This window comes from Paenibacillus sp. (assembly GCF_031177825.1).
Taxonomy (GTDB): domain Bacteria; phylum Bacillota; class Bacilli; order Paenibacillales; family YIM-B00363; genus Paenibacillus_AE.
This window is the reverse complement of the sequence record NZ_JAPSKE010000012.1, coordinates 88,742-115,035: the sequence shown is the minus strand read 5'-3', so window position 1 is coordinate 115,035 and position 26,294 is coordinate 88,742. Positions and strand designations below refer to the sequence as shown.

21 protein-coding genes are annotated in these 26,294 nt (G+C 62.4%); 18 read left to right on the top strand and 3 right to left on the bottom strand.

Features of this window, described 5'->3' with window-relative positions:
* Positions 1 to 43: 43 nt before the first annotated feature.
* The 13 genes from RIN49_RS15655 (at position 44) to RIN49_RS15595 (ending at position 18,228) form a co-directional block, all read left to right on the top strand.
* On the top strand, positions 44 to 2,392 hold the full coding sequence (locus RIN49_RS15655) for an FAD-dependent oxidoreductase (protein WP_309121102.1): 2,349 nt from the start codon (positions 44 to 46) through the stop codon (positions 2,390 to 2,392).
* On the top strand, positions 2,379 to 3,125 hold the full coding sequence (locus tag RIN49_RS15650; RefSeq protein ID WP_309121101.1) for an SDR family NAD(P)-dependent oxidoreductase: 747 nt from the start codon (positions 2,379 to 2,381) through the stop codon (positions 3,123 to 3,125). The genes RIN49_RS15655 and RIN49_RS15650 overlap by 14 nt, the downstream gene beginning before the upstream one ends.
* The gene (locus tag RIN49_RS15645; protein WP_309121100.1) at positions 3,122 to 3,904 is read left to right on the top strand and encodes a creatininase family protein; all 783 of its coding nucleotides are present in this window, start codon (positions 3,122 to 3,124) and stop codon (positions 3,902 to 3,904) included. The genes RIN49_RS15650 and RIN49_RS15645 overlap by 4 nt, the downstream gene beginning before the upstream one ends.
* On the top strand, positions 3,901 to 5,019 hold the full coding sequence (locus RIN49_RS15640; RefSeq protein WP_309121099.1) for a hypothetical protein: 1,119 nt from the start codon (positions 3,901 to 3,903) through the stop codon (positions 5,017 to 5,019). Before RIN49_RS15645 ends, RIN49_RS15640 begins: the two co-directional genes overlap by 4 nt.
* A gap of 32 nt (positions 5,020 to 5,051) precedes the next feature.
* Positions 5,052 to 6,332 carry a Gfo/Idh/MocA family protein gene (locus RIN49_RS15635; RefSeq protein WP_309121098.1) on the top strand — a complete coding sequence of 427 codons (1,281 nt, stop codon included), beginning with the start codon at positions 5,052 to 5,054 and terminating at the stop codon, positions 6,330 to 6,332.
* Between the two features lie 44 nt (positions 6,333 to 6,376).
* Positions 6,377 to 7,678: an aspartate aminotransferase family protein gene (locus RIN49_RS15630; RefSeq protein ID WP_309121097.1), complete on the top strand. Its 1,302-nt coding sequence runs from the start codon at positions 6,377 to 6,379 to the stop codon at positions 7,676 to 7,678.
* The gene (locus tag RIN49_RS15625; RefSeq protein WP_309121096.1) at positions 7,675 to 9,120 is read left to right on the top strand and encodes a M81 family metallopeptidase; all 1,446 of its coding nucleotides are present in this window, start codon (positions 7,675 to 7,677) and stop codon (positions 9,118 to 9,120) included. The genes RIN49_RS15630 and RIN49_RS15625 overlap by 4 nt, the downstream gene beginning before the upstream one ends.
* A gap of 49 nt (positions 9,121 to 9,169) precedes the next feature.
* Positions 9,170 to 10,222: a LacI family DNA-binding transcriptional regulator gene (locus RIN49_RS15620; RefSeq protein ID WP_309121095.1), complete on the top strand. Its 1,053-nt coding sequence runs from the start codon at positions 9,170 to 9,172 to the stop codon at positions 10,220 to 10,222.
* 283 nt (positions 10,223 to 10,505) lie between these two features.
* Complete coding sequence (locus tag RIN49_RS15615) at positions 10,506 to 12,557, top strand: hypothetical protein (RefSeq protein ID WP_309121094.1); 2,052 nt, start codon at positions 10,506 to 10,508, stop codon at positions 12,555 to 12,557.
* A 12-nt stretch (positions 12,558 to 12,569) separates the two neighbouring features.
* The gene (locus tag RIN49_RS15610; RefSeq protein ID WP_309121093.1) at positions 12,570 to 14,453 is read left to right on the top strand and encodes an Ig-like domain-containing protein; all 1,884 of its coding nucleotides are present in this window, start codon (positions 12,570 to 12,572) and stop codon (positions 14,451 to 14,453) included.
* A 73-nt stretch (positions 14,454 to 14,526) separates the two neighbouring features.
* Positions 14,527 to 15,657, top strand: coding sequence for a M14 family metallopeptidase (locus tag RIN49_RS15605; protein ID WP_309121092.1), 1,131 nt, complete (start codon positions 14,527 to 14,529; stop codon positions 15,655 to 15,657).
* A complete protein-coding gene (locus tag RIN49_RS15600) occupies positions 15,644 to 17,461 on the top strand; it encodes an FAD-dependent oxidoreductase (RefSeq protein ID WP_309121091.1) in 1,818 nt (605 codons plus the stop codon). The genes RIN49_RS15605 and RIN49_RS15600 overlap by 14 nt, the downstream gene beginning before the upstream one ends.
* Positions 17,458 to 18,228: a LamG domain-containing protein gene (locus RIN49_RS15595; protein ID WP_309121090.1), complete on the top strand. Its 771-nt coding sequence runs from the start codon at positions 17,458 to 17,460 to the stop codon at positions 18,226 to 18,228. The genes RIN49_RS15600 and RIN49_RS15595 overlap by 4 nt, the downstream gene beginning before the upstream one ends.
* A gap of 69 nt (positions 18,229 to 18,297) precedes the next feature.
* On the opposite strand, the gene RIN49_RS15590 is transcribed toward RIN49_RS15595, so the two are convergent.
* On the bottom strand, positions 18,298 to 18,651 hold the full coding sequence (locus RIN49_RS15590; protein WP_309121089.1) for a hypothetical protein: 354 nt from the start codon (positions 18,649 to 18,651) through the stop codon (positions 18,298 to 18,300).
* A 241-nt stretch (positions 18,652 to 18,892) separates the two neighbouring features.
* On the opposite strand from RIN49_RS15590, the gene RIN49_RS15585 reads away from it, so the two are divergent.
* Entirely contained in the window at positions 18,893 to 19,756 is an 864-nt protein-coding gene (locus RIN49_RS15585) for a 5'-3' exonuclease (protein ID WP_309121088.1), read from the top strand.
* A 68-nt stretch (positions 19,757 to 19,824) separates the two neighbouring features.
* Here RIN49_RS15585 and RIN49_RS15580 read toward each other — a convergent pair whose 3' ends face one another.
* Both RIN49_RS15580 and RIN49_RS15575 read right to left on the bottom strand, forming a co-directional pair.
* A complete protein-coding gene (locus RIN49_RS15580; RefSeq protein ID WP_309121087.1) occupies positions 19,825 to 20,109 on the bottom strand; it encodes a hypothetical protein in 285 nt (94 codons plus the stop codon).
* A 61-nt stretch (positions 20,110 to 20,170) separates the two neighbouring features.
* Positions 20,171 to 20,467: a DUF3055 domain-containing protein gene (locus tag RIN49_RS15575; RefSeq protein WP_309121086.1), complete on the bottom strand. Its 297-nt coding sequence runs from the start codon at positions 20,465 to 20,467 to the stop codon at positions 20,171 to 20,173.
* 116 nt (positions 20,468 to 20,583) lie between these two features.
* Between RIN49_RS15575 and RIN49_RS15570 the strand changes: the two genes are divergently transcribed.
* From RIN49_RS15570 to RIN49_RS15555, 4 genes are all read left to right on the top strand, one after another.
* Positions 20,584 to 20,793, top strand: a complete 210-nt coding sequence (locus tag RIN49_RS15570; RefSeq protein WP_309121085.1) for a hypothetical protein — start codon at positions 20,584 to 20,586, stop codon at positions 20,791 to 20,793.
* Between the two features lie 165 nt (positions 20,794 to 20,958).
* Positions 20,959 to 21,969, top strand: a complete 1,011-nt coding sequence (locus RIN49_RS15565; RefSeq protein ID WP_309121084.1) for an HRDC domain-containing protein — start codon at positions 20,959 to 20,961, stop codon at positions 21,967 to 21,969.
* A 182-nt stretch (positions 21,970 to 22,151) separates the two neighbouring features.
* Positions 22,152 to 24,413: a helix-turn-helix domain-containing protein gene (locus RIN49_RS15560; protein WP_309121083.1), complete on the top strand. Its 2,262-nt coding sequence runs from the start codon at positions 22,152 to 22,154 to the stop codon at positions 24,411 to 24,413.
* 213 nt (positions 24,414 to 24,626) lie between these two features.
* Positions 24,627 to 26,246, top strand: a complete 1,620-nt coding sequence (locus tag RIN49_RS15555) for an extracellular solute-binding protein (protein WP_309121082.1) — start codon at positions 24,627 to 24,629, stop codon at positions 26,244 to 26,246.
* Positions 26,247 to 26,294: the final 48 nt, after the last annotated feature.

The following is a 26,294-nucleotide window of genomic DNA, read 5'->3' as shown; positions in this document are numbered from 1 at the left end:
CGAGCGGTCCGGCATGCGGGCCGGGACGAACGGAGGTGAGCGAATGCCGAACGAAACGGGATATCGGGCCGTGGAAGAGACGTACGACGTCGTCGTCTGCGGCGGGGGGCTCGCGGGATTTTGCGCCGCCGTGGCGGCGGCCCGGCACGGCGCGCGCGTCTGCTTGGTGCAGGACCGCCCGGTGTTCGGGGGGAACAGCTCCTCGGAAATTCGCGTCCCGCCGCAGGGCGCGGCGAGCTTCCACGCCTATGCGAGAGAGACGGGAATCGTCCACGAGCTGCTGACGGAGGAGCGCGCGAGGAACCACGAGGAGGCGACGTTCGACAACGGGTGGATCAACAGCGTGTGGGATATGGTGCTGTACGATACGGCGATGAAGACGCCGAACTTAACGTTCCGGCTGAACACCTCCGTGACGAGGGTGGCGATGAAGGACGAACGGACCCTCGAAGCTGTCGTCTGCCGCGTCCAGCACGCCGAGACGGAGCTGACGCTTCGCGGCGGCGTCTTCATCGATTGCACCGGCGACGGGCTGGTCGCCGCCTTCGCCGGCTGCGAATGGCGTCTCGGCACGGAGGGGCGGGACGAATTCGGCGAGCCGCATGCGCCGGAGCGCGCGAGCGACGCCGTCATGGGGAACTCGATCCACTTCAAGGCGAAGGATACGGGGCGTCCCGTTCCGTTCTCCGCCCCGGATTGGGCCGTCGCGTACGACGATCCGGATTTCTTCTACAAGCAAGGCCGATGGCCGGGCGAAATCCGCAGCGGGTATTGGTGGATCGAGCTGTCCGTGCCTTGGCATACGATCTACGACAACGAGACGCTGCGCCACGAGCTGACGCGGCATGTGCTCGGCATCTGGGACTGGATCAAAAACAAAGACCCCGAGCTTTCCGTAGCGGCGGCGAATTACGCGCTGGATTGGATCGGGCAAGTGCCGGGGAAGCGGGAGAGCCGCCGGATCGTCGGGGAGTACTTCATGACGGAGCACGATCCGCTCGAGAAGACGGCGTTCCCCGACGAAGCGGCGTACGGCGGATGGTTCGTGGATTTGCACGAGCCCGGAGGACTGCTCGCGCCTTTCAGCGAGCGGGCCGCCGCCGAAGGGCATTCCGGCGCGTACGCCGCGAAGAGCTATGTCGGCCCGTACGGGATTCCGCTGCGTATCTTGATCGCCCGCGGCATGAACAACCTGATGATGGCCGGCCGCAACGTCAGCGTGACGCACGCCGCGCTCGGCACGGTGCGCGTCATGGGCACGACCGCCTTGATGGGGCAGGCGGCGGGCACGGCGGCCGCCTACGCGGTCCGGACCGGCATACCGATCCGGGAGGTCCCCACACGGGGGATCCGGGACGTGCAGCAGGCGCTGCTCCGGGACGGCTGCTTCCTGCTGCACGCGAAGAACGAGGACGATCGCGATCTGGCCCGCCGCGCGTCGGTCGAAGCGAGCAGCGAGGCGGCGCTGTCCGGTACGGCGGGCGTGCGGCGGGAGGCGAACGGGTCGGACGCGCTGACAGCGCGGCGGGGGCAGTGGATCGCGGTCGGCGAGGATCGGATCGACGCGCTGGCCGTATGCGTGAGCAACGGATCCGAGACCCCGCAGCCGATAACGGCGAGGTTGTACGCGGTCGAGCATCTGTGGGATTATCGCGTCGAACCGGGACCGCCGCTCGCGGAAGCCGTCCTGACGGTGCCGGCGGGCGAGGAGCAATGGATCGAATGGCCGGTCGGGCTTCGTACCGCGGCGCTTCGCGGCGCCTACGTCCGGCTCGATCTGCTCGAGAACCCGCAGGTGCGCTGGCATGCCGCGGAGGGCGTCGAGCCCGGGCACGTCAGCGCGTACGACCTTGGGACGGGACAAATGCGAAGATACAGCGGCGGCGTCACGATGAGCTTCCGCGTCTCGCCTGCCCAGCATTGTTACGGCGCGGCGCAAGTCGTCAGCGGCGTGACGCGGCCGTACCGATATACGAATCTATGGCGTTCCGACCCGAACGAACCGCTGCCGCAGCGGGTGACGTTGACCTGGCCCGAGCCGATTCGCATCGGACGCGTCGAGCTGACGTTCCCCGGTCAGCTGCTGCGCGATTACCGTTCTTACCCGGCGCTGTACCGAGATCCGCAGTGTCCGAAGGATCTCGTCGTCGAGGCGTACGAAGACGGACGATGGACGGAAGTCGGCTCGCTCGCCGGCAACTACCGCCGGCAGGCGGCCGTCGTTCCGTCGCATCCCGTCGTCGCCGACCGGCTGCGCGTGACGGTGACCGCCACGAACGGCGACGCGTCCGCGGCGATCTACGAAATTCGGTGCTACGCCGAAGTCGACCGGACGATCGGAACGCCGGCGACGGAACAAGGAGGAGGGGCTCGCGACGATGCTGCAACATAAAGTCATATGGATCACCGGCGCCCTCGGGATGCTGGGACGGAGCGCGATTCGGATGTTTCTGGAACGCGGGGCGGTCGTGATCGCCGTCGATCGGAAGCGTCTCGAAGAGGTCCCCGACGTCGAACGGCTGGCGGCGTCGTACGGCGAGGAGCGGTTCGCGTTCCTCCGCGCGGATGCGTGCGACGAAGGCGACGTCGTCTCGGCGGTCGCCGAGATCGAACGACGGTACGGACGGTTGGACGGTACGTATCACAACGTCTACGCCAACGTCTGGAAGCCGGCGCTGGAGCTGTCCTTGACCGAATGGGAGGACTCCGTCCGCGGGACGTTGACGAGCGCGTTCCTCGTATGCAAGCATGCCCTGCCCCTCATGATTCGTTCCGGCGGCGGCTCGATCGTCAACACCTCCTCGATTTTGGGGCAGGTCGTCTCGCCGGGCTGCCTCGCCTACGGGGCGGCGAAAGCCGGTCTCAACCAGTTGACCCGCGTGCTGGCCGCGGACTACGCGGCCTCCGGCATTCGGGCCAACGTGTTGGTTCCCGGCGATTTCCGATCCGGGGAGGCGCTCGCGCGGCAGTCGGACGCGGAACGGCAAGCGATGCGCGAGCGCGCTTGGCTCGGGCGGAGCGGCAACGCGGACGAAATCAACGAGCTCGCCGCGTTCCTGCTCTCGGACGCTTCGTCGTATGTCACCGGCTCCCTATTTACCGCGGACGGAGGCTTTCACTTATGACATCGCCGTTCATGCACTGTTGCACGCGCGAAGAGATTTCCGAGCTCGCCCGCGCCGGCGCCGCCGCGGTCGTGCCGCTGGCCGCGACGGAACAGCACGGCCCGCATCTGCCCGTCTCCACCGACACGATCATCTGCGAGCATATCGCGCGGGCGGCGGGCGAGCGCGCGGCCGGTCAAGCGCCGCTGCTCATCGCTCCGGTGCTCGCCGTCGGCTGCTCCCAGCATCACCTGGCGTTCGGCGGCACGCTGTCCTTCGCCTCGGAGACGTATTTGCGGATGCTGCGGGATGTCGGAGAAAGTCTCGTCGCGGACGGCTTTCGAAAGATCATCTTCCTGAACGGGCACGGCGGCAACGAACCGATTATGCACCAGACGGCGAGCGACCTCGCCGTGCGGCATCCGATCTGGACCGCCTCCGCCTCGTACTGGAGCGTCGCCGGGGAAGCGCTGCGTTCGATCGGGGCGAGCCGGGTCGGCATGGTGCCCGGCCATGCGGGCGGCTTCGAGACGGCGGCGATGCTGGCGCTTCGTCCGGAGCTCGTGCGGCGGGACCGCATCCCGGCCGAACACGTCAGCCGGCCATGGATCAACAGCGGACCGCCGGGCGCCTTCATCGGCAGGCATCTGGAGCTGACGGGGGTCGACGGGTACACGGATTCCGCCTCCCGAGCGACGCCGGAGCTGGGGGAGTTGTATCTTGAGACGATCGTCTCGAGCGTGGCGGATTGGATGGTTCGTACGGTGCGAGCGATGGAGGAAGGGGAGCGGAACCGATGACGCCCATGGCGAGCGGAAGCGGGCGGAAGAAGGTGGCCGCCGTCGTAACGGAGTATCGCTTCAATTCCCATGCGGACGTCATCCTGGGGCGGCTGCTCGGCGACTTCGGCTATCGGCCGGACGTGGACGTCGTCGCGATCTACACGGATCAGGTGCCGGAGAGCGACATGAGCCGAGAGAGGGCGGGGCGGCTCGGCATTCCGATCTATCTGACGATCCGGGACGCCGTGCGCGCCGAACGAAGCGGCGGACCCGTCGACGGGGTCGTCATTATCGGAGAGCACGGCAATTATCCGACGACCGCCAAAGGGCAGACGATGTACCCGAGACGGCGCATGCTGGAGGAGACGCTGCTCGCGCTGGACGAACTCGGACGCAGCGTGCCGATTTTTTCCGACAAGCACTTCTCCTACGATGTCCAGGAAGCGAAGTGGATGTACGAACAGCTGAAGCGGCGCGGGATTCCGTTCATGGGCGGCTCCTCCATCCCGCACACCGACCATCTGCTTTCCTACGACCCGGGGATGCTGCGAACGCTTAAGGAAATCGTCGTCATCAGCCATTCCACACTCGTTGAAGCGTACGGGTTCCACGCCCTCGAAGTGCTGCAGTCCGTCGCCGAACGGAGGCGGGGGGGCGAAACCGGGGTCGCCTCGGTAACCGTGACGCAAGGCCCCGAGGTATGGGCGGCCATGGATCGCATGGAGTGGCCGGAAGCGCTGATGCTGCGGGCGCTAGAGACGTATCCGGACTTGCCGGCCGGCCGACATCCTAGGGAACTGGAGCCGAACCCGATCTTGATGAAGGTCGAATACGCGGACGGCGCGAGGGGATACGTCGTTCAGTTCAGAAGCTTGGTCGAGCAGTGGGCGTACGCCTTCCGCAACGAAGAGGGAGGCGTCGCCGGGGCGCTGTGCAATAGCGAGCTGGACCGGCCGTTCGGCCACTTCGAACGGTTGACCCGTCTCATCGAAGAACTGGTCGTTACGGGCCGGCCGCCTTTTCCCATGGAACGCACGCTGCTGACCACCGCCCTGACGTGCGCGGTCGTCGACAGCTTCTACGACGGCAAGACCGTCGCGACGCCGGAGCTCCGGGTCGCGTACGGCGAGTAACGCGCCTTATGGCGCGAGAGGAGGGTCGCGGAATGAGCAAGGCGAGGGTGGCGCTGATCGGCGCCGGATTGCGGGGGCAAGGGTATTCGGAATACGCATTGAAATACCCGGAAGAGATGCAGGTCGTCGCCGTGGCGGATCCGAACGCGAACCGCCGGGAGAAGATGAGGCTGGATCATGGCATCGACGCGGCGATGTGCTTCGCCGATTGGCGAGAGCTGCTGTCGCGGCCGAAGCTGGCGGACGCCGTCTTCGTGTGCACGCAAGACAAGATGCATTACGAACCGACGATGCAAGCGCTGGAGGCGGGATACCACGTGCTGTTGGAGAAGCCGATGTCGCCGGATCCCGTCGAATGCATCGCGATGGGAGAGAAGGCGAAGGAGCTGGGGCTCGTCTTTTCGATCTGCCATGTGCTTCGGTATACGCCGTTCTTCGGCACGATCAAGCGCTTGATCGACGAGGGGCGGATCGGGCGTCTCCTAGCGATTCAACATAACGAAAACGTGGGCTACTGGCATCAAGCGCACAGCTTCGTCCGCGGCAATTGGCGGAACTCGGCCGAATCGAGTCCGATGATTCTCGCCAAGTCGTGTCACGACATGGACATCTTGTTATGGCTCGCCGGCGCGGACTGCGTCAGCGTCTCCTCCGCCGGCTCGCTCTCGCACTTCAAGGCGGAGAGCGCGCCCGAAGGCGCGCCGGAACGATGTACCGACGGCTGCCCGGCGTCCGAGACGTGTCTGTATTACGCCCCCAAGGTGTATCTGACGGAGGATCCCGGGTGGCTCGGCGCGGCGATCAGCGACGACCCGAGTTACGAGGCGCGCCTCCGAGCGCTGCGGGAGGGACCGTACGGACGCTGCGTGTACCGCTGCGACAACGACGTCGTCGACCACCAAGCGGTAAACCTCGAATTCGCCAACGAAGTGACCGCCGCCTTCACGATGACCGCGTTCACGAATGAAGTGTCGCGAACGATCAAGCTGATGGGGACCGCAGGCGAGATCCGCGCTTCGATGGAGAACGACGACATCGAGCTGATCCGATTCGGCGCGGGCGCTCGCGAGCGCATCCCCTTGGACGGGGCCGGCGCTGAAGGAGGACACGGCGGGGGCGACGGGGGCATCGTTCGCGATTTCGTCCGATTGGTGCGGAAGGGCGGCAAGGGCAAGGGGCTGACGGCCGCAGAGGATTCGGTCCAAAGCCATCTGATGGCGTTCGCCGCGGAGCGGTCGCGAATTCACAAGGAAGTCGTGTCGATGGCGGCGTTCCGGGATCGGTACCACCGGGAATACGCGCGTCGAACGTAACGCTCGTCCGGGCCGAGGCCGGAGCGGGAGAAGGGGGAATCCGAATGGAATCGGGATTCGACGTTAGCCGAAGGATGCACGAGGAATCCAAGCGAGTGCTGGCCGCGGGCGTCGCGAGCAATTTGCGATTGGCGATGAAGCCGGTGCCGATCTTCGCCGAGCGCGCGCAGGGCTCCCGGCTGTTCGACGTCGACGGGAACGCGTATATCGACTACATCTTGGCTTACGGCCCGCAAATTCTAGGGCATGCGCATCCCCGGTTCGTCGAGGCGGTCCGGCGCCAAGCGGAGCGGGGGCAAGCGTTCGGCACGCAGCACCGCGGCGAGATCGAATTGGCTCGGAAAATCGTGTCGCACGTGCCGAGCGCCGAGTTAGTCAGCTTCTGCAGCACGGGCTCCGAAGCGGTGCACGTCGCGCTGCGGCTCTCTCGCGCCTTCACGGGGCGGAGGAAGATCGTCAAATTCGAAGGCCAGTACCACGGCTGGTTCGACAATGTCTTCACGTCTTCGGCGCCCGGCGGGGACGGCGCCGTTCCTGGCACGGCCGGGCAAGACCCGCTCGCGCTGTCCGAGCTCGTGCCGCTCCCGTGGAACGACGTCGAAGCGCTGGAGGCGTGCTTCCGGCGATACGGCGAACAGCTCGCCGCCGTCATCACGGAGCCGATCATGTGCAACTCGGGCTGCTTGCCGCCCTTGCCGGGATACCTGGAGCGGCTGCGGGAACTTACGGCGGCCCACGGGACCGTGTTGATCTTCGACGAGGTGATCACCGGCTTCCGGCTCGGCCTAGGGGGCGCCCAAGCGGCGCTCGGCGTGACGCCGGACTTGACGACGCTCGGCAAAGCCGTCGCCGGCGGGATGCCGCTCAGCGCGGTAGCCGGCAGAGGCGACATCATGGAGCTGATCGCGGACAACCGAGTGACCCATATGGGGACGTTGAACGGAAATCCGCTCTGCACGGCAGCCGCCCTCGCCACGATCGAAACGCTGGAAGAGGACGGCGGAGCGGCGTATCGCCGGATGGAGGAGTTAACGGTTCGTCTGACGAGCGCGCTCGAAGAGATCGCTGCCCGCGAAGGGCTCCCGTTCGTCGTGAATCGCTGCGGACCGGTGTTCCACACGATGTTCGCCGAGGAGCGGCCGGTGGAGCGGTATGAGCAATTCGTTCGCCGGGACGCCGCCCGGTTCGCCGCGCTGGCCGAACAGCTGCTCCGGGAAGGCGTTATGGTCCGGCCGAGCGGGCTGTGGTATTTGTCCGCGGCGCACGCGGAGGCGGACGTGGACGACACGGCGCATCGGTTCGAAAGAAGCGTTAGAAAGCTGAAAGAGGCGGGGGGAAATCCATGAACATCGCCGTCGGCGGACTGTTTCACGAAACGAATACGTTCGTCGCCTTGCGAACGGAGCTTCCGCAGTTCCAACGCTGCGCGCTGCTGAGGGGCGGGGACATCATCGATCGCTACCGAGGAACGGAGGGGACGTGGGGCGGGATCATCGACCGAGCGGAAGCGCTGGGCGTCCGGTTGTCCCCTGCGTTATACGCGGAGGCGGTTCCCGGAGGGGTGGTGGAGCACGCGTTGTTCCTGCAGCTTGCAGAGGAATTGGTCGCTTCGCTGGATGCCGGCGCGGACGGCATTCTGCTCGTGCTGCACGGCGCCATGGTCACATCCGAGGAGCAGGACGCGGAGGGCTGGCTGCTGCGGCGATGCCGGGAGAGGTTCGGCCCCGACATGCCGATCGTCTGCACGATCGATCTTCATGCCAACGTCAGCCCCGAGATGGTTCGCTTGTCGCATTGTCTCGTCGGATACGACACGTACCCGCACACCGATTATTACCCCAGGGCCGTGGAAGCGGTAGACATCCTTCATGGCATACTTCTCGGCGACCTCTCGCCGACCCCTTCCCTCTACAAGCCTTCCGCCATGCCGGCGGTACAATCCATGCTGACGGACGCCCCGCCTATGAAATCGCTCATCGACCTTGCGCATCGGATCGAGAAGGAACCGGGCGTCATCAACGTGACGATCACCGGCGGCTTCCCTTACGCCGACGTCTATTGGGCGGGAATGGGATTTATCGTGACGACGAACGGGGACGCGGCCGGCGCGGAACGTCGGGCCCGGGACATCGGGAGCGCCTTCGAGGCCATGGAGCAACGGTTCGCCGTCGCGCTGCCTTCCCCGGACGAGGGGGTCGTCCTCGCGAAAGCGTCGGACGCCTATCCCATCGTATTGGTCGATTCCAGCGATAACGTGGGGGGCGGCTCTTCCGGCGACGGAACGGACGTGCTCGCGGCCATCCTGAGACATGGATTGAAACCTTCCGTCGTCATGCTCGCCGATCCCGAAGCGGTGCTGGAGGCGATCGAGGCGGGCATCGGCGGCACGCTTGCGACGAAGGTCGGCGGGAAGACGGACCGCCTTCACGGGGAGAGCGTCGCCATTCGGGGAACCGTCGCGCGGCTCAGCGACGGCCATTACCGCAGCGAGCGGACCGGCGAACCCAAATATATGGGGAATACGGCCGTCGTCGATTGCGGCGGCGTCTATGTCGTCTTAACGACGGAACGCGTGCCGGCGTTCGACCTGGCGGCGATCGAAAGCGTAGGGCTGCACTTGAAACATATGCGGTATATCGTCGTCAAAGGCGCCGTACAATGGAAGTCGTCCTACGGCAGGATCGCCCGAGCTTCCGTCGAGGTGGACGCGGCCGGGGTCACCTCCGCGAGCTTCCGCAGGTTCCGCTACGCCCGATTGCGAAGCGGCATGTTCCCGATCGAACGATAACGGCATGCGGTCTTCGGCGCGTGCCCTCCCCGGGGAAAGAGGGATGAACATGAAGCGTAGGAAGGAAGTATCGCTCAAGGACATCGCGGCGAGGCTGGGACTGACCGTCCATACGGTTTCCAAAGCGCTCCGAGGCCGACGCGGCATGTCGGAAGAAACCCGGCGGCAAGTGTTCCGCACCGCGCGAGAGTTGGGCTATCGCACGAAAGCGCAAGAGCTGTCGCTGACCATAGGCGGCGTCGCGCTTTCCGGCGGGAAGCAGCATCGTTTCGTGTTGGCGACGGAGGGGGACGACGGGATCGTAGACGTTCTCGGCGAAGGCATCCGCGAACGGTTGGCCGAGCTCGGGCACCGGTTGGATCGAATCGCGTGCCCCGTTCGGGCGAGGACGCCTTCGGCGCTGCGGGAGTGGGTCGAGCGGAGCGGCATTCCTTACGCATCCGGAATATTCATCGCTCCGTTACTGTCTCCGACGTTGGAGAAGACGTTGCTGGAGCTGCCCTCCCCGAAAATTCTGCTGAATTACCCGAAGGTCGGCGTCGAGGCGGACAGCGTCGTCTGGGACGTATACGACGCTATGGCTCGTTGCGTCGGCGTTCTCGCGGAAGCGGGGCATACCCGGATCGTGTACGCAGGTCATATCGAGGGGCATCGGGGGTTCCGCTTGCGATGGCAAGCGTTCAAGGAAGCGCTGGCGGACAACGGCATTCGGCTCGATCCGCGGGAATGCTTGCTGGAGCCGGCGCCGACGCTGGAGCGATGGATCCGGGCGTTCGCCGAGAAGCGGGAGCGCATGCGGCCGACCGCGGTCATATGCGCCGTCGAGTATTTGCTGCCGTGGGTCGCGGCGGCGTGCGAAGCGCTGCGCATCGTCGTTCCGGACGAGGTGTCCGTCGTCAGTCTGGAGACGTCGGAAAGCGCCGCGTTTCCGGATATTACCTGCCCCGCGCTTCCCGTCCGAGATACCGGGGCGAGGGCGGCGGACCGGATGCTGTGGCGGATCGCGAATCCGCATTTGCCTTATGAGCATTCCCGGTTATTGTGCCGATGGCGCGAAGGCAACACCGTACGGAAAATTATTATAAATGAAATGACAAAATGAAACAAAAGTGGAACTAGTTGGGCCACCCAAGAGGTTGTATGCTTATGGTATAACGACGTGCATCTTTGGGTCCAAGGCCGAGGCGGCTGCGAGGCGGGGGAAGTCGGACAAACCGTTCGAGCTTCCGGGCGGCTCGGCGGCACGGCGGCACGGGAGCATCGTCAGATGCAAGCGCTTCCATTATTAAAATTAAGGAAAGGGGGGATCGCCGGAGCCAATCGCCGATAGGAAGTCGAAAGCTAACCCCAGGAACCCATTCGATCGAAGAAGGAGTGAATTTCGTATGTTGAAACGACGTCTTCTGATTTTCGCCTGCATCTTCGGCATTGCGATCGCCGCCGTCTCGCCGGCGGCGGCGAACAAGGCGGCGGCGACGGAAGGGAATGCGTCCTTATCGCAGACGATCGCTCGTCTGCAGCAGCTGGCGGAGACGACGAGCCGTCCGCAGCTGAAGGGATTTATCGAAGACGCGCTGGCGGACAGCGGCGCCGCGGACGCCGAGCGCAAGCTGGCGTACGCCTTGAAGGTAGCGACCGATGTCGAGGGGACCGAGCTGTGGACGAATTCGCCGTTCGTCGTGTACGAGGTGCCGGCGCTCAGCCCGGAGAAGCGGCTGCCGGATTCGCTGCCGTCGGACGGCGCCGTGAGCGATTCGCTGAAAGTCGTCTCCGCGCAAGACGAATACGAGGCGTCTTCCTTCGTGCTCGCCCCGCTGCGCGACGCGAGTTCGGTGGCGTTCAACGTTAGCGATCTGCAAGGGGAAGGCGGGACGATCCCGGCCACCGCCGTCGACATGCACGTCGTCAAGACCTGGTACCAAGGCGGGACGGCGTGGCAAAGCTACTTCTACGACGCGACCAAAGACGTGCTGACCCCCGAACTGCTGCTGCACGACGAAAATCTGATCCTCGTGGACCACGCGCAGAAGAAAAACTTCCTCCGCGTCGATTACCCGACCGGCTCGCAGTACGTGGACGTCTTCACGAAGCCGGCGAAGAAGTTCGATCACCTGCGGGAGCCCGTCGCCGACAGCCCGACGCTGCTGCCGATCGCGCTGAAGCAGGGCGAGTCGAAGCAGATGTGGGTGACGACGAAGGTGCCCGCCGGTACGCCGGAAGGGATCTACACGGGCACGATCGGCATTACGGCGGACGGCGTTCCCGCAGGGGAGCTCGAACTGAAAATAAGGGTACTACCGTTCGAGCTGCCGGACCCGAAGACGTACTATAACTTGGACAAAGATTTCTACGTCATGCTGTACCACGAGAGCCGCGTCAAGGAATATATGGATGCGAGCGGCGGGAATAGCGCGCTCGTCGACGAGAAGCTGCTGAACACGTATCGCAACATGGCCGAACACAATGCCGTCAATATTCCGGGCCCGATCTATCGAATTTCGGAACCGCAGCATTTTATTCGTCAGATCGAATTGATGCGGCAAGCCGGACTCGATCTGGATCCGCTCTTCGGCTCCGCGTCGGCGTTCGCGCCTTATCATTTCTTTAACGAATACAACAGCTATGTCGCCGCTAAGGCGGCCTATGAGGCGAATCCGACGGAACCGAATCGACTGAAGATGGAGCAGCATTACAACAACTGGCGCACGGGGATCGAAACCCACAAAACCGACCTCGCCCGAATATACGATGCCGTAACGAACATCGTCGGCCATTCGAATTTGTACTTCGACGGTTGGGACGAAGCGGGCTGGAACTTGCTTCAATGGCAGCAGGAAATGTGGCAATACGCCAAAGAAGAACTCGGCGTGAAGATGTTTGCGACGGGGCATGACTCGCATCTCGACCTGGAGATCAAGGAAGACTTCATCAACTGGGTCGGAGACCCGACGCGGGAGAAGGCGGCCGCTTGGCACGCGTTCGGCGAAGATAAGCGCATTACGAACTACGCGTATCCGCATACCGGCCCGGAAAATCCGGATTTGATGCGGCAACGCCACGGCATGTGGCTCTATAAAGCAAATTATGACGCTACCTACAACTACATTTATTACGAGAACTTCCTCAACACGTGGAACGACGAAATCGACGGCACGTTCCGGGCTCTGAACTTGGTATACCCGACGAAGACGGACATTATCGACACGCTCGCGTGGGAAGGGTTCCGCGAGGGCATCGACGATATCCGCTATGCGACGAAGCTGAAGCAGCTGGCCGCGGACGCAGCGGCTTCTGGCGATCCGGAGCGCGCCGCCGCCGCGAACAAGGCGCTGACCTGGCTTGAGGCGACCGACGAACGCTCGACGAACGCAGATCTGATTCGACTGGAAATGATTCACCATATTACGAAGCTGATCGACTTGGCCGACGCGGAATAAGGGGGGATATCCATGTTGAAAACTACGAAACGCCTTGGGGCGCTGCTGCTGTCGCTCCCGCTGATCGCTTCGAGCGTGCCGGCGGCGTCCGCGGCCGACGCAGGCAAGCTGACGTACGAAGTGACGTATTCGGCGGAAGATTTGTCTACGCCGATGGACTGGTACAACAGCGATTATTTCGACAACCCGGAGTACAAGGAAAATCGGTTCGTGCAATATTGGGTGGAAACGCCGATCGCGCCGGGAGGCCCTCGCGACACTGGCTTCTACATCGTCTATAACGAGGAAGGAATGAATATTTTCTTCCAGTCGAACGAGCAGGAGCGGGAAGCGAACGGGGTATTGAAGAACAGCTCCCTTGAGGTTTTCCTGCAGACCGGTCATGGCGATCTTCCCTACCATCAGATGATTATTCCGACGAACGGCGGCCCGGTCGATTATTTCGAATGGCAGACGGAATACCGAAAGAACCGTCCGTTGAAGGGCAACGTCACGGTCGTGAACGAGGAAATACCGACGGGCTGGGGCACCGTGGTGCGGATCCCGTGGGAGACGTACTATGAACACGTCCCGTTGAACGGCGAGGATTGGGAATTCGCGATGATCCGCTGGTCGCCGTCTCATTCGCCGACATGGGGAGGACGAGTGCATCAGGCGGGCCGGTTCAACGTGCTCGACATCCAGGCGCCGACCGCGGAACAGCGGACGAACATCCAGAAGAACGTGATCCGGAAAGCGTGGGCGAAATTTAACGAAACTTCCGCGACGCTGCGCGCGACGTGGCTGAACGGGGATGCGGACGACGAGCGCTTCTTCCATCGGTATTTGCAGCCGCTGATCGCGGAGGGCGAAGCGAAGGGCGCGGAAATTCCGAATTTGGACGCGATGAGCGCCGCCGAGGTCGATGAGACGTACGCTCACGTCGACGAGTGGTTCGAGCTTCGGTACGACGCCGAGGACGCGCGGACGGCCGATCTGAAGAATCGGTTTTTTGCCGAAAACGAAGCCCCGACGGTCACCGACGTTACCTACTCGACCGTGAAAAATACGGTCGCTTCCGGCACGATCGTCGGAACGGATCCGGACGGAGACGCGCTGACGTTCGCGCTCGGGACGGCGCCGCTCCACGGTACGGCGACCGTGACGGAAGGCGGCGACTGGACGTACGCGCCGAACGAAGACTACGTCGGACCGGACGCGTTCACGGTCGTCGCGACCGACGCTTCCGGCGGCACGGCGACGGCGGCGGTATCCGTGACGGTTCTCCGAGGTCCGGAAACGTCGGCGTCGATCTCGCCCGGCGAGCCGAACGGCGGCGGCGGATGGTATACGTCCGACGTGACGGTCGCGCTGGCGACGACCGCCGACGATTCCGTCGGCGTAAACCGGACGGAATATCGGATCGACGGCGGCGACTGGACCGTCTATGCCGAGCCGATCGTCTTGACGGAAGACGGCGCGCACGTCCTCGAATATCGCGGCTTCGATAACGCCGGTCACGCGGAAGCGACGCAAAGCGCAACGATCGCCATCGACAAGACCGCGCCGGAAGCGGCGGTCGCGCTCGACGTCGCCGTGCTCTGGCCGCCGAACCATAAGCTGAGGCCGATCCAGGCGACGGTGACGTCCGACGACGGCGACGGCGGCTCGGGCGTCGCGTCCGTCCGGCTCGTCTCGATTGCGAGCAGCGAACCGGACGAAGGCACGGACGGCGAAGACGTGCCGGGCGACGTCGCGGACGCGGAATACGGAACGGAAGATACGAGCATCTCGCTGCGGGCGGAGCGGTCCGACGGCGGAAGCGGGCGCGTTTACACGATTACGTATGCGATCGCGGACGTCGCGGGGAACGTAGCGACGGTCGAGGCGACCGTAACGGTACCGCATAACCAATAAGCGATTCACGATTCGCAGCATTCGGCTTGGATGAAGCCGGATGCTGCGATTCCGCGCGTCAGGGGGGCGTAAGATGAACGGCATCGCCATCGAAGACGATTATGCCGGAGGCAACATTCGCGTCGTCTCGGAAGAGTCCGGCGTCGTAACGCTCGAGCAGCAGCTGCGCGATACGACGGGCTGGTGGTTTTACTGGGGCTTCGCCGCGATCGCCGTCGAAGCCCGCACCGTCACGTTCGAGTTCGCAAACGGCGAGGTGATAGGACCGTGGGGGCCGGCGTACAGTCGAGACGGCATCGAATGGACGTGGCTCGGCGTGGACGCCTCGAGAAGCTCTCGCGCTTCGTTCGCGTACGCGTTCGAAGCCGGAGAGAAGGCGTACTTCAGCTATTGCATCCCGTACCAGCTGCACCATTTCGAATCGTTTTACGCTCGCATGACCCCGCATCCGCTCGTCCGCCGGAAGGTGCTGGCGGTGTCCGAGCGGCTCCGCGCGCTGCCGCTGCTCGTCGCCGGGGACGACTCCGCCTCGAGGCATATCTTGATCGCCTGCCGCCAACACGCGTGCGAAGCCGTATCCGGCTACGCGATGGAAGGCTTCCTGGAGCATTGCCTGCAATCGCCGCATTCGCGGCTTCTTACGCAATGCAAACTTCATTACGTGCCCTTCGTCGATCTCGACGGCGCGGAACGGGGCGATCAGGGCAAAGGCCGGGCGCCTCACGACCATAACCGCGATTATACGGATCGCCCTCTCTACCGCTCGACCGCGGCGCTGATGGCTTACGCGAGCGCCTTCCCCCTCGAGGTCGGCATCGACTTCCATAGCCCGTATTTATGGGGAGGCCGCAACGACCGACCGTTCATCGTCAAGCGCCGTTCGCCGATGAAGGAGGAAATCGAACGGTTCGGCGCGCTGTTGGTCCGCGCGACGAGCCGTTCGGAGGCGGCTGCGAACGAACTGCGGTACGACGGGGCGCACGACATCGAGGCGGGCGAGGATTGGAATCAGCCGAACGACCGCACCTGCAGCTCGTTCTTCGAGCGGCGGGGCGCGCGGCTGGCCTTCTCCTTCGAGCTCCCGTACTTCGGAGTCGAGGGGGGCGCCGTCACGCCGCACAGCTGCCGGCGGTTCGGCGCCGATTTCGCGGCGGCCTTAGAAGCTTATGTGCTGGGAGGAGGAAGGAACGATGAGGAACGATGAGACGAAGCGGATGACGACGCAGCTTCTGGTTGCGGGGGGAGGGTTCGCCGGCGTCGCGGCGGCGATCGCGGCCAGCCGGGGAGGCGCGAACGTCGTGCTCTGCCACGACCGTCCCGTATTGGGGGGCAACGCTTCCTCGGAAGTCCGGATGCACGTATCCGGCTCCTCCGTCCGGGGCAAGGAGCTGGAGACGGAAGCCAGGGAGACCGGCATCGTCGAGGAAATCATGCTGGAATGCTCGGTGCGGAACCCGCAGCGAAGCGCCAGCATGCTGGATCTGATCTTGTACGAAAAGTGCCGCGCGGAGCCGAATCTTACACTCCTGCTGAATACGGCGGTCGTCGGCGCGGAGATGGACGGAGACCGCATCCGGCGCGTCCATGCCGTTCGGGAAAGCACGGAGGATCGTTTCGCCATCGAGGCGGAGCTGTTCGCCGATTGCACGGGGGACGGACGATTGGGATTCGAAGCCGGAGCGCTGTACACGACCGGCCGGGAAGCGGGGGACGAATACGGCGAATCCGGCGCGGTTCGGGCCCGGGACGCCCGCCGTCTCGGGTCCTCGCTGTTGTTTACGGCCCGAGATACGGGGCGGTCCATGCCGTTCGTTCCCCCACCTTGGGCCCGAAAGTTTACGGAGGAAGATTTGCGCTTCCGGGACCATGGCAGCTGGGAATACGGGTATTGGTGGGTCGAAACCGGCGGAACGATCGACACGATCAAGGACAACGAGGCGATCCGGGACGAACTGCTCGCGATTCTGCTGGGCGTCTGGGATCATATCAAAAACAGCGGCCATCATCCCGAGTCGGAAACGTGGGCGCTCGATTGGTTCGGGTTTCTTCCCGGGAAGCGGGAATCCAGAAGGTTTATCGGCCGGCATGTGTTGACCCAGAACGATATCGAACGAGCGGTCGACTTCGACGACGTGATCGCCTACGGCGGGTGGCCGATGGATACGCACCCGCCTGCGGGCATCGACGCGAAAGACGAAGAGCCGTGCAGCCAGCCGTATACGCCGTATTTGTACGGCATTCCGCTGCGGTCGCTTGTCAGCAGGAACGTCTCGAACCTCATGTTCGCCGGGAGGAACGCTTCCGCGACGCATATCGCCTTCTCCAGCACCCGCGTCATGGCCACCTGCGCGGCGATGGGGGAAGGGCTCGGCACGTTCGCCGCGGTCGCGCTTCAGGCCGGCAGGCCGTTGGACCAAGCGTGGAACGACAAGTCGTCGATCCGTACGGCGCAGCAGCGGCTGCTTCGGCAGGGCGCGTTCCTTCCCGGGAAGGTCGTGGAAGGCAATCTTGCCGTTTCGGCTCGCGTCGCCGCCTCCTCCGAGCAGGCGCAAGGGCCGGCTTCGTGCGTCGTCGACGGCATGACGCGCGCGGTGCACGGCGAGCGAGGCGTGCGGCCCGACCTGCGGAAGCCGGGGACGCACCGGTGGATGTCCGATCCTCGGGATCCCGATCCATGGCTGGAGCTGACTTGGGACGTACCGGTGCGGTTGTCCTCCGTTACGCTCATCTTCGATACCGGGCTGCATCGCCACTTATCCTTAACGCACCAAGATTCCCATTATCGGAGCATGTGCTGGGGACGTCCGCAGCCGGAGACGGTGAAGGACTGCCGCGTGGTCGCGAAGCTCGCCGGAGGCGCGGAGACGATCGCGTCGGTTCGCGACAATTACCGACGGGTGCTGCGGTTCGACGTCGCGTTGGAAGGCGTGACCGCGCTTCGCGTCGAGGGCATCCGCACGAACGGCTTGAATCACGCTAGAATTATGGAGGTGATTTGCGAGGGATGAATCGTCTATCGAAAACGGAGCGTATTTTATCCGTTCCGGGGCTTCTCGCCTTTTGGGATTTTCGCGAGGAAGCGGGGGCGGATAGGGTTTCTCAGGGGCGCTGCGAATACCGGCTGGAAGAGAGGAACGGTCCGATCGAGCGAGCGGCCGACGGCGTGTTCGGGCCGTATGCCGCGTACCTGCGCTTCGGCCAATGGTTCCGCATCCCGCGGGGACGATGTCCGGCGCTGAACCTTCATGGGCCGCAGGCGCAGCTGACCGTCGCCGCTTGGGTGAAACGGGAAGCCGTCGCTTACGACGGCTGCGAGGCGGTCGCCGGTTTTTGGGACGAAACGCGGCGGAAACGGCAATATTGCCTGTTCCTCAACTTGAAAATATGGAACAGCTCGCAGCAGGTGTGCGGGCACGTCTCCTCGGTCGGCGGACCGACGCCCGGCTATATGTACTGCATGGACGCTTCGATCGGCGGCACGCCGGTTCCGTTCGGGGAATGGCGCTTCGTCGCGTTCACGTACGACGGCAAGGCGGCTCGGTCGTACTTGGACGGCCGTCTGGACGAACGGGACACGTTCAATCCGTATCCGTACGACGGGGGCATCTTCGACGGGGGCGAGGACGGCGCGGACTTTACGGTCGGCGCGGTGGATCGTTCCGGCGAACCGGGGAATTTCTACACCGGCTTGCTCGGAGGGCTCGCCGTGTTCGACCGAGCGCTGTCCGAGGCCGACCTTCGCCGGATGGCGGAAGTAACGGCGCATATCCGCTGAACGACGAAACGGCCTCGATCCGTTGGCGTACGGGTCGAGGCCGATCATTTGAATGTTATTATCGTAGGATTAGGTTACCGCTTTAAGCAATCGCTTGATTCGAAAGATGTCCTCGTCGTGTTCTTGGATTTTTTCCCGGACGTAGTCCATGCCTTCGTCGACCTTCTCGAAGCGAGCGTTCATCTCCGTTCGAACCGCCTGCAGCTCCGTGCGAACCTCTTGGATTTCGGCTCGAACCTCTTGGATTTCCGCTTTCAGTTCCGCCCGAACCTCTTGGATTTCCGCTTTCAGTTCCGCCCGAACCTCTTGGATTTCCGCTTTCAATTCCGCTCGAAGTCCTTGAATTTCCTGTTTTAGATCATCGTGGCTTTCCGTAATCGCTTGTCTGATCATCCGCACCAATTCTTGTTGTTCGCTCGTCATACCGAGGTCACGCTCCTTATCGTCGACATATCGCCCTCGGTATCCGCGCTGGGTGTGACGGTAGGGAATAGGGCTAACTCCATTATACTGCGAGCGGGATGATTTTTGTAGGCGGACGAGTCGAAACGAGTCGATTCGGAACTATTTCCCTGCGAGAGTCGTTTCCACTTTGTAGGTTTCTACTGTGGTATAATGCTAGAAAAGCAGGCTTCCGTCTGCAAGCAAAGGGGAAGGTTTCTTCGTGTCCAATTCGTTGTTATTGGTCGACGGCATGGCGGTGCTGTTCCGCGCTTACTTCGCGTCCGCGTACGGCGGGTACGTGCGCAAGACGAAATCGGGCGTGCCCGTCAACGCCATTCACGGCTTCGTCCGGTATTTGACCGATGCGGTCCGTACATACGAACCTACTCATGTAGCCGTCTGCTGGGATATGAGCAGCAAGACGTTCCGCACGGAGCGTTACGCGGCGTACAAGGGCAACCGGCCGGAAGCGCCGGACGATCTCATTCCGCAATTCGATCTCGTGAAAGAAGTCGTCGAAGCGCTCGACGTTCCGAATATCGGCGTGCTCGGCTACGAGGCGGACGATTGTATCGGCACGCTCGCGCGCAAGTACGGCGACGAGATGGACGTGCTCATCCTGACGGGCGATCATGATTTGCTGCAGCTCGTCTCGGATCGTGTCAAAGTCGTGATGTTGAAAAAGGGCTTCGGCAACTACGCGGTGTACGACCGCGAGGCGCTGCTGGAGGAAAAGCAGCTGACGCCGCCGCAGGTCATCGACTTGAAGGGGCTCATCGGCGACAGCAGCGACAACTACCCTGGCGTCAAAGGCATCGGCGAGAAGACGGCGATCAAGCTGCTGTCGGAGTACGAGACGATCGAGGGCATCCTCGCGAATCTCGACGCGTTGTCGGCTTCGGTCAAGAAGAAGATCGAAGCGGACCTCGACATGCTGCATCTGTGCCGCGAGTTGGCCACGATCTATTGCGAAGTGCCGCTGACGTGCGAGATCGACGCTTGCCGCTGGGCGCCGGATCCGGAGCGCGTAGGGGCGAAGTTCGAGGAGCTGGAGTTCCGCGGGTTGCTGAAGGATATTGTTTAACGAGTTGGAAAACGGCCTCCGGGACTGCGCCCCGGAGGCCGTCTTTTTCGTTCGCCGCGCCTTGACGATTAAATGCCTGCATCGAACGCGCTTTCGTTGCCTTCTTCGTCGTGCGTCGGATGGGCGCCCGGAAATTGACGCGGCAGCCCCTCGTGAAGCTCCCGGTTTTCGTAATTGAACCGGTTCGGCGGCCGCTGGTCTTCGCGCCACGGTCCGCTCTTGCCGATCGATTCGACGATCAGGCTCGAGCCGTACGGTCCTTCCGGAAACTCCTCGAAGGTGAGGTCGTTTCGCTGCGATTCCACCGTCGATACGTCGGTATATTCCGAGCGATCTTCCTTCAGAAAAGCCATACAAAAAACCTCCTTCCCGGGATTTCCTTATCGTGTCCGGGAGGGAGGTTTTTCATGAACGTTAATCGTCGGGATACGAAATCGGACCGACGATTTGCGACAGGAATTCGTGAAGTTCCTCCGCTTGCTCTTCGTTCAAGCGGAACCGGTGCTCCAAGAAGCCTTCCTCGTCGAGGTCGTCCGGCCCGATGATGGCGGAGATGCCGCTTTGCATGTCGATGATCAGCTTCTTGCCGTAGAAGCGGTTCGTCGTCAAGATCGCGAGGTCGAACCGGTTCAGCTTCGGCGTCACCATGGTAACGTAACGCGTGCTGGTTTGTTCGGTGCTGTCCGATAAAAAATCGAAATCGTTCGACATGGATTTTCCTCCTTCGGGAGAAACTTTTGGGAGCCGTTCGGCGTATAAAACAGTAATTCAACCATTATACCGGAGCGAGGCGGTTCCGGCAAAGACGGCGGCGGGGAGGGACGCGAATGCGCAAATTGCAAGCGATCATGCTGTGGTGGATGGACGTAATGGTAGCGGTGTTTATCGGGCCGGTCGAACGCGGCAAGCGAGCTTGGAAGGTGCGCGAGATGGCGTCCCGACGAGGCGTATACGCGCTCGGGTTCGCCGGCGTCGTCGTCGCCGCGGCCGCTCTATATACGATTATAATAAGGTGGTCCGCGCCGGGTTCGTATTAAGTGTACGAAGGTAAAATTAGGCTTGCCAGCGCGTTCGGCGCGTGATATAGTGAAGGCAATTGAACGTGATCGGCGAGGAAGCACCTCACTTACCTAGGTAAGTGGGGTGCTTTTTTTGTCGTCGTTCGAGGATCATCATTTTCCTAGGAAGGGGAGCATTGACGGATGAACTGGGTATTCATGAACAGCTTGCAGAAGCGGACGGAGGAGGGCGGCGTCGTCCAAGCGCAGGTCACGATCGGGGAAGACTCCGGCGTATGGCATGTGTATTGGAACGAGCCGGACGAGAGCGGGGAGACGACGGAGATGTGCTGGTTCGAGGGCGCCGGATGGAACGAGATGCTGACGGCGTTCCGCGGACAGCTGCTGCAGAAGATGTCCGAAGGCTACGCGCCGCTGCTCGACAACGTAACGGGCGACGTGCAGTCGATCAACGGCCGCTCGGAGTGGGTGCAGAAGCTGCAATATTACGGCGACGCGTTCAAGAACGATGCGGTGTACGAGGCGCTGCGGGAATGGCGGCGGAAGCAGGCCGGCAAGGAAAACAAGGCGCCTTACATGGTCGCGACGAACCGGCTGCTCGGCATGCTTAGCGCCTTCCTGCCGCAGACGACGGACGAGCTGTTGCAGCTGCCCGGATTCGGGCCGTTCAAGGCGGACCTGTACGGGAAGGAGCTGCTCGCGATTACGGGCGCGGCGGCGCGGGAGACGACGTTCCCGCTCGATTGGGTGCCGGAACGCATCGACTACGCTCAGTATAAGCTGTGGCTGCATCAGCAGCAGGAGGCGTTCGTCGAGCGGGAGCGGCAGCGCAAGCAGCAGCGGAACGCGGTGCTCGAGGCGGCGCTGAACGGCACCGACCTCGAGACGCTGAAGACGAGCGCGTCGCTGCCGCGGCGGGAAGCGCTGGCGCTGCTCGAGGAGCTGGAGAAGGAGGGCTACGACGTCGAGCCGGTCATCGCGGTAGAGACGAAGGACGTGCCGTCGGAGCAGCAGGCGCGCGTGCTTCAGCTGTTCGGGCAGGCGGGGGACCGATACCTGAAGCCGATTCTGCAGAAGCTGAACGAAGAGGAGCTATGGAAGGACGTCCCGTCGGACCGCGCGTACGAATGGCTGCGATTGCTGCGCATTCGCTTCCGTCGGCGGAAGGACGAGACCGCGGCGAAGGCGGGGTAAGCGAAGGTACGCATCGGATGGATGGGGGGACGGCCGATTCGCCGCGCGGCGATTTGGCCGTCCTTCCATTTTCGGCGGCGAAACGGAGGAGAGGCGGCAGGAAAATGATTTGCCTAGGGTACCGTTATCTTTTAAAATGTCCATAGGAAAGCGCTTCCCTTCAAAGAAAAGGTGGTGTGGACATGAAGAAAAATTGGTACCGCCGCATGCTGCTTTCGTATTTTCCGATCTTCTTCTTTACGGTTACGATTCTGATCTTCCTGTCCCTGATCCTCGTGAACGATATTTCGCATAAGGAAACCGTGAAGGCCGATCGATTGTCGACGGACTATATGCTGGACCGTCTGTCCCGATCCTTGCGAGCGGTCGAGATGGACGTGCTCGAGGAGCTCGAGAAGAACGACCGATACCGAGACGCGCTGAACGCGAGAACGACGCGGGACGATCGTCAGGTCGTCATCGACGTGGCGGACAGCATGAGAAAGCTGATGGCGAACGACGGCTTGATTCATTCCATGTATATTTACAGACTCGAAGACAAGCAAGTGCTGACGACGAGCGGACTCGTCGGTTGGGATACCTTCGCCGATCGAGGCTTCATCGAGCGGGCGATGGAACGCCCGGAGTTCCGCGGCTGGTCGTCCATTCGGACGTATCGAGAGTTCAGCATCGATCAGGAGCGGCGCGTCGTTTCCATGTATAAGCGGTGGCCGCTGCCCTTCGGCTCCGACGGACTGTTCGTCGTCAACGCGGACGTCTACGCGATCGAGCAGATGATCCGATCGATGAACGACGGCGACGTCTCGTTCGTGGACGTTCGCGACGAAAACGGGAGCTTGTTGTTTTCCACCCGTTCGGCGGACCGGGAGGGGCCGGCGGCGAACGGCGGCAAGGTGCTCAATCGGGCGACGTTCGAGCCGCTCGGGTGGACGTTCGAAACCGGCATCGCCGCGGGGCAGATGTTCATGTGGGTTTCGGTCATCTCCTACGCTTGGGTCGGCGTCGGCTTGGTGACGATCGTTTTCGCCATTTTCTACATTCTCTATATTACGCGGAAGAACTATCAGCCGATCCGGGTCATGATGAATCGGATCGAATCGATCCGAATGTCGGAGAACGATTTCGGACTGAAGATGGATGAGCTGTCGGTCATCGATCAGACGCTGGAGAAGCTCATTCGGCAAACCGAAGATTTCGAAAAACAGCAACGCGAAAATTTGCTCGTCCAACGCCGCCAGCTGTTCCACGATATGATGCAAGGCCTCGCCAAGGAGACGGCGGCCGAGCGGCTGAAGAAGCTGGGCATGCTTCCCGAGGCGAAGCGGCTGCAGCGATTGGCGTTCGTCGTCGTCGAGATCGGACATTACCGAGACTTCAGCCGGGCGTTCTCCTCGCGGGACCAGCATACGTTGAAATTCGCGCTTACGAACGTGCTGCAGGAGCTGGCGCAAACGGAGGGCATGTACGCGTGGGCGGAGTGGATCGCCGAAAATCGGATGGGGGTCATCGTCGGATGGAACGGGGAGACGGCTTCGCTTCGGGAGACGATTCGGCGGTTCGCCGATAAGGGACGGGATTGGGTGGCCGAGCATCTGCGGTTGTCTTTGTTATTCGCCATCGGGTCCGTCGAGCGGGATTGGGAGGGAGTCGGACGATCGTATCGCGCGGCGCTCGACGCGCTGTCGCACAAGATGTCGCTCGGCAAAGAAGCGATTCTGATGAGCGAGGATTTGCCCGGGGAATCCGAACGGCAATGGTATAAGTATATTCAATGCGCCGCCGAGCTCGTGAAGGCGTTCAGACTGCTGAACGCCGAGTGGCGCGATTCGCTCGACGCGATGTTCGATCGGATGGCGGCGGATCGCCTGAAGGACGAGGATATCCGAACGGCGCTGCGGACGTTGATGGATATGCTCGGGACCGAGCTGGCGGAGATGTCGCCGGAGCTGCAGGCGCATTTCCAAGCTGCGGAAGCCCCTGAAGCCGCCGAGGAGGAAGCGGCTACGCTCGCGGAGCTCAAATCGAAAATGTCGGAACGATTGACCGAAATCTACCGCACCTACGTCGCGCACCGCGAAACGAAAAACCATCTCGCGATGATCAAGGAATTGAAGGCTTATATCGAGGAACATTTCGAGAATCCCGACTTGTCGTTGAAGCATCTGAGCGATCGATTCCATATTTCGGGCAAGTACGTCAGCTATCTCTTCAAAGAGGCGTACAACATGAAGTTCGTCGATTATCTCGCGGAGCTGCGGATGGATCGCGCCGAGCGGCTGCTGGCGGAGACGGAGGAATCGATCCAACGCATCGCCCTACAGGTCGGGTACGCCAACTCCATAACGTTCGGACGCGTGTTCAAGCGCCTCGTCGGCGTGACGCCGGGAGATTACCGCAAGCTGAAGCTGAAGCCCGGTACGACGCGGATTTCGAGCGATATGTGAAAAAGGTTTAGCATGCGAATCCGGTTTTATTTTCCATATGTAGGGAATTTCCGCCCCGGTTTATGCATGGGAAACTAGTTTATTGCCGCTCGCCCGGATGCCGTGCCATACTGGCGTCATTCCGATCGGGCCGTCTCCGCCTCGGTTGTAAGCGTTATCGAATGCGGCGGCCGCCTGCGCGGTACAACTTAACTTGTATAAGGGGTTGGAACAATGATCGGCATCAGAAGAGCAAGCGTTGCTCCGGCAACGAAACGAGCGGCAGCGGCGTTCGGTCTGGCTTGCACCTTGCTGCTCGCGGCATGTTCGAACGCGGCTCCCGAAGCGGCCGAAGGCACGGACGGCGCGGCGCAGGGAGAGCGGGTGACGCTGAAGGTCGAGGTGTTCGACCGCGGCAACTCGCCGGCAGGCAGTACCATCACGGACAACTACATGACGAACCTTATTCAAGAACGATTCGGCGACCCGAACAACATCGACGTGGAATACGTGCCGGTGCCGCGGTCCGAAGAGGTAGAGAAGCTGAACGTCCTCATGGCGAGCGGCGGCGACGTGCCGGACATCGTGTTTACGTACGATCCGAACACGTTCAATCGGTACGCCGAGCAGGGCGGATTGACCGACGTCGGCGCGCTGCTCGACGAGCACGGCCCGAACCTGAAGGCGTTCCTCGGAGAAGACGTATTGGCGTATGGAAAATATAAGGGCGTGCAGTTCGCGATTCCCGCCAAGCGCTCGGTCCTCGGGAAATACGCTTCCTTCATCCGACAGGACTGGCTCGACAAGCTCGGGATGCCGGTTCCTCAGACGACGGAGGAGCTGTATACCGTGTTGAAAGCGTTCAAGGAGCAGGATCCCGGCGGCACGGGAGGTCAAGTCATTCCGCTCGGCATGACGATCGCCTCCGCGCAATACGAGCCGCTGATCTGGTCGTTCATCAAGCCGACGACGGAGGAAGAGAAATATACGCTTACGCAGCAGCTCGGCTCCAACGATTACCCGACGCTGCTTCCCGGCTTCAAGGATGCGCTGCAATTCATGAACAAGCTGTACAACGAAGGTCTGATGAGCAAGGACTTCGCGTTGGATAAAGACAAAAAGAAATTAGGCGAAGACGTCTCGACGGGCAAGATCGGCTTTTTCAGCGAGGACGACATCAATCCGTTCTATGATAACGGATCCTATGAGACGCTGCAGACGAACGTACCCGGCGCCATTCTCGCTCCGGTAGACGTATACGCCAACGAGGAAGGAAAACACGCCAAGCCGATGTACGCGCCGAACGGGATGTACATCATGATCCCGAAATCGAGCGAACGCGCGGTCGAGGCCATTAAATACTTGGATTGGATGGCGACGGCCGACAATCTGTTCGAATTGCAGAACGGAGTCGAGGGCGAAAATTACACGATGGTCGACGGCATCCCGGTAGCGGTGGAGAACCCGACCGAGGAAGCGGCGAATCGGCTGTATAACGTAGGCGACATGGTGATCGTGTCGAACGGCAAGCAGCTCGGGAGCATGGAATTGAACTTGAAGGCGCGCGCGATGCAGATGCCGCCGGAATTCCAAGACGAGGTGGACGCCGCGCAGCAGGTGGCGAATACGGACGTGTTCGCGCCGGTGCTGCTCGACCGGCCGATCGCGGCGCAGACGAAATACGGCACGACGCTGCTCGATAAGTTCAACGAGATGATCGTTAAGACGACGATGGCGAAGCCGGAACAGTTCGAGAGCGTCTACGAGACGATGTTGAAGGATTACATGGCGAGCGGAGGCCAAGCGATTCTGGACGAACGGAAGGCTGTTTATCAAGAGATGAAGGCCGACTAACGACAGACTGGAGTACGGGCTCGGCGCGGGACGGGCAGCCTTGTTCCG

Bases quoted from the DNA above. Each gene is read 5' to 3' on its own strand.
- RIN49_RS15630 (WP_309121097.1), top strand. From the start codon at position 6,377: ATGGAATCGGGATTCGACGTTAGCCGAAGGATGCACGAGGAATCCAAG.
- RIN49_RS15640 (WP_309121099.1), top strand. From the start codon at position 3,901: ATGACGCCCATGGCGAGCGGAAGCGGGCGGAAGAAGGTGGCCGCCGTC.
- RIN49_RS15555 (WP_309121082.1), top strand. From the start codon at position 24,627: ATGATCGGCATCAGAAGAGCAAGCGTTGCTCCGGCAACGAAACGAGCG.
- RIN49_RS15595 (WP_309121090.1), top strand. From the start codon at position 17,458: ATGAATCGTCTATCGAAAACGGAGCGTATTTTATCCGTTCCGGGGCTT.
- RIN49_RS15565 (WP_309121084.1), top strand. From the start codon at position 20,959: ATGAACTGGGTATTCATGAACAGCTTGCAGAAGCGGACGGAGGAGGGC.
- RIN49_RS15610 (WP_309121093.1), top strand. From the start codon at position 12,570: ATGTTGAAAACTACGAAACGCCTTGGGGCGCTGCTGCTGTCGCTCCCG.
- RIN49_RS15620 (WP_309121095.1), top strand. From the start codon at position 9,170: ATGAAGCGTAGGAAGGAAGTATCGCTCAAGGACATCGCGGCGAGGCTG.
- RIN49_RS15615 (WP_309121094.1), top strand. From the start codon at position 10,506: ATGTTGAAACGACGTCTTCTGATTTTCGCCTGCATCTTCGGCATTGCG.
- RIN49_RS15605 (WP_309121092.1), top strand. From the start codon at position 14,527: ATGAACGGCATCGCCATCGAAGACGATTATGCCGGAGGCAACATTCGC.
- RIN49_RS15575 (WP_309121086.1), bottom strand. From the start codon at position 20,467: ATGTCGAACGATTTCGATTTTTTATCGGACAGCACCGAACAAACCAGC.
- RIN49_RS15580 (WP_309121087.1), bottom strand. From the start codon at position 20,109: ATGGCTTTTCTGAAGGAAGATCGCTCGGAATATACCGACGTATCGACG.
- RIN49_RS15600 (WP_309121091.1), top strand. From the start codon at position 15,644: ATGAGGAACGATGAGACGAAGCGGATGACGACGCAGCTTCTGGTTGCG.
- RIN49_RS15560 (WP_309121083.1), top strand. From the start codon at position 22,152: ATGAAGAAAAATTGGTACCGCCGCATGCTGCTTTCGTATTTTCCGATC.
- RIN49_RS15635 (WP_309121098.1), top strand. From the start codon at position 5,052: ATGAGCAAGGCGAGGGTGGCGCTGATCGGCGCCGGATTGCGGGGGCAA.
- RIN49_RS15590 (WP_309121089.1), bottom strand. From the start codon at position 18,651: ATGACGAGCGAACAACAAGAATTGGTGCGGATGATCAGACAAGCGATT.
- RIN49_RS15655 (WP_309121102.1), top strand. From the start codon at position 44: ATGCCGAACGAAACGGGATATCGGGCCGTGGAAGAGACGTACGACGTC.
- RIN49_RS15570 (WP_309121085.1), top strand. From the start codon at position 20,584: ATGCGCAAATTGCAAGCGATCATGCTGTGGTGGATGGACGTAATGGTA.
- RIN49_RS15645 (WP_309121100.1), top strand. From the start codon at position 3,122: ATGACATCGCCGTTCATGCACTGTTGCACGCGCGAAGAGATTTCCGAG.
- RIN49_RS15625 (WP_309121096.1), top strand. From the start codon at position 7,675: ATGAACATCGCCGTCGGCGGACTGTTTCACGAAACGAATACGTTCGTC.
- RIN49_RS15650 (WP_309121101.1), top strand. From the start codon at position 2,379: ATGCTGCAACATAAAGTCATATGGATCACCGGCGCCCTCGGGATGCTG.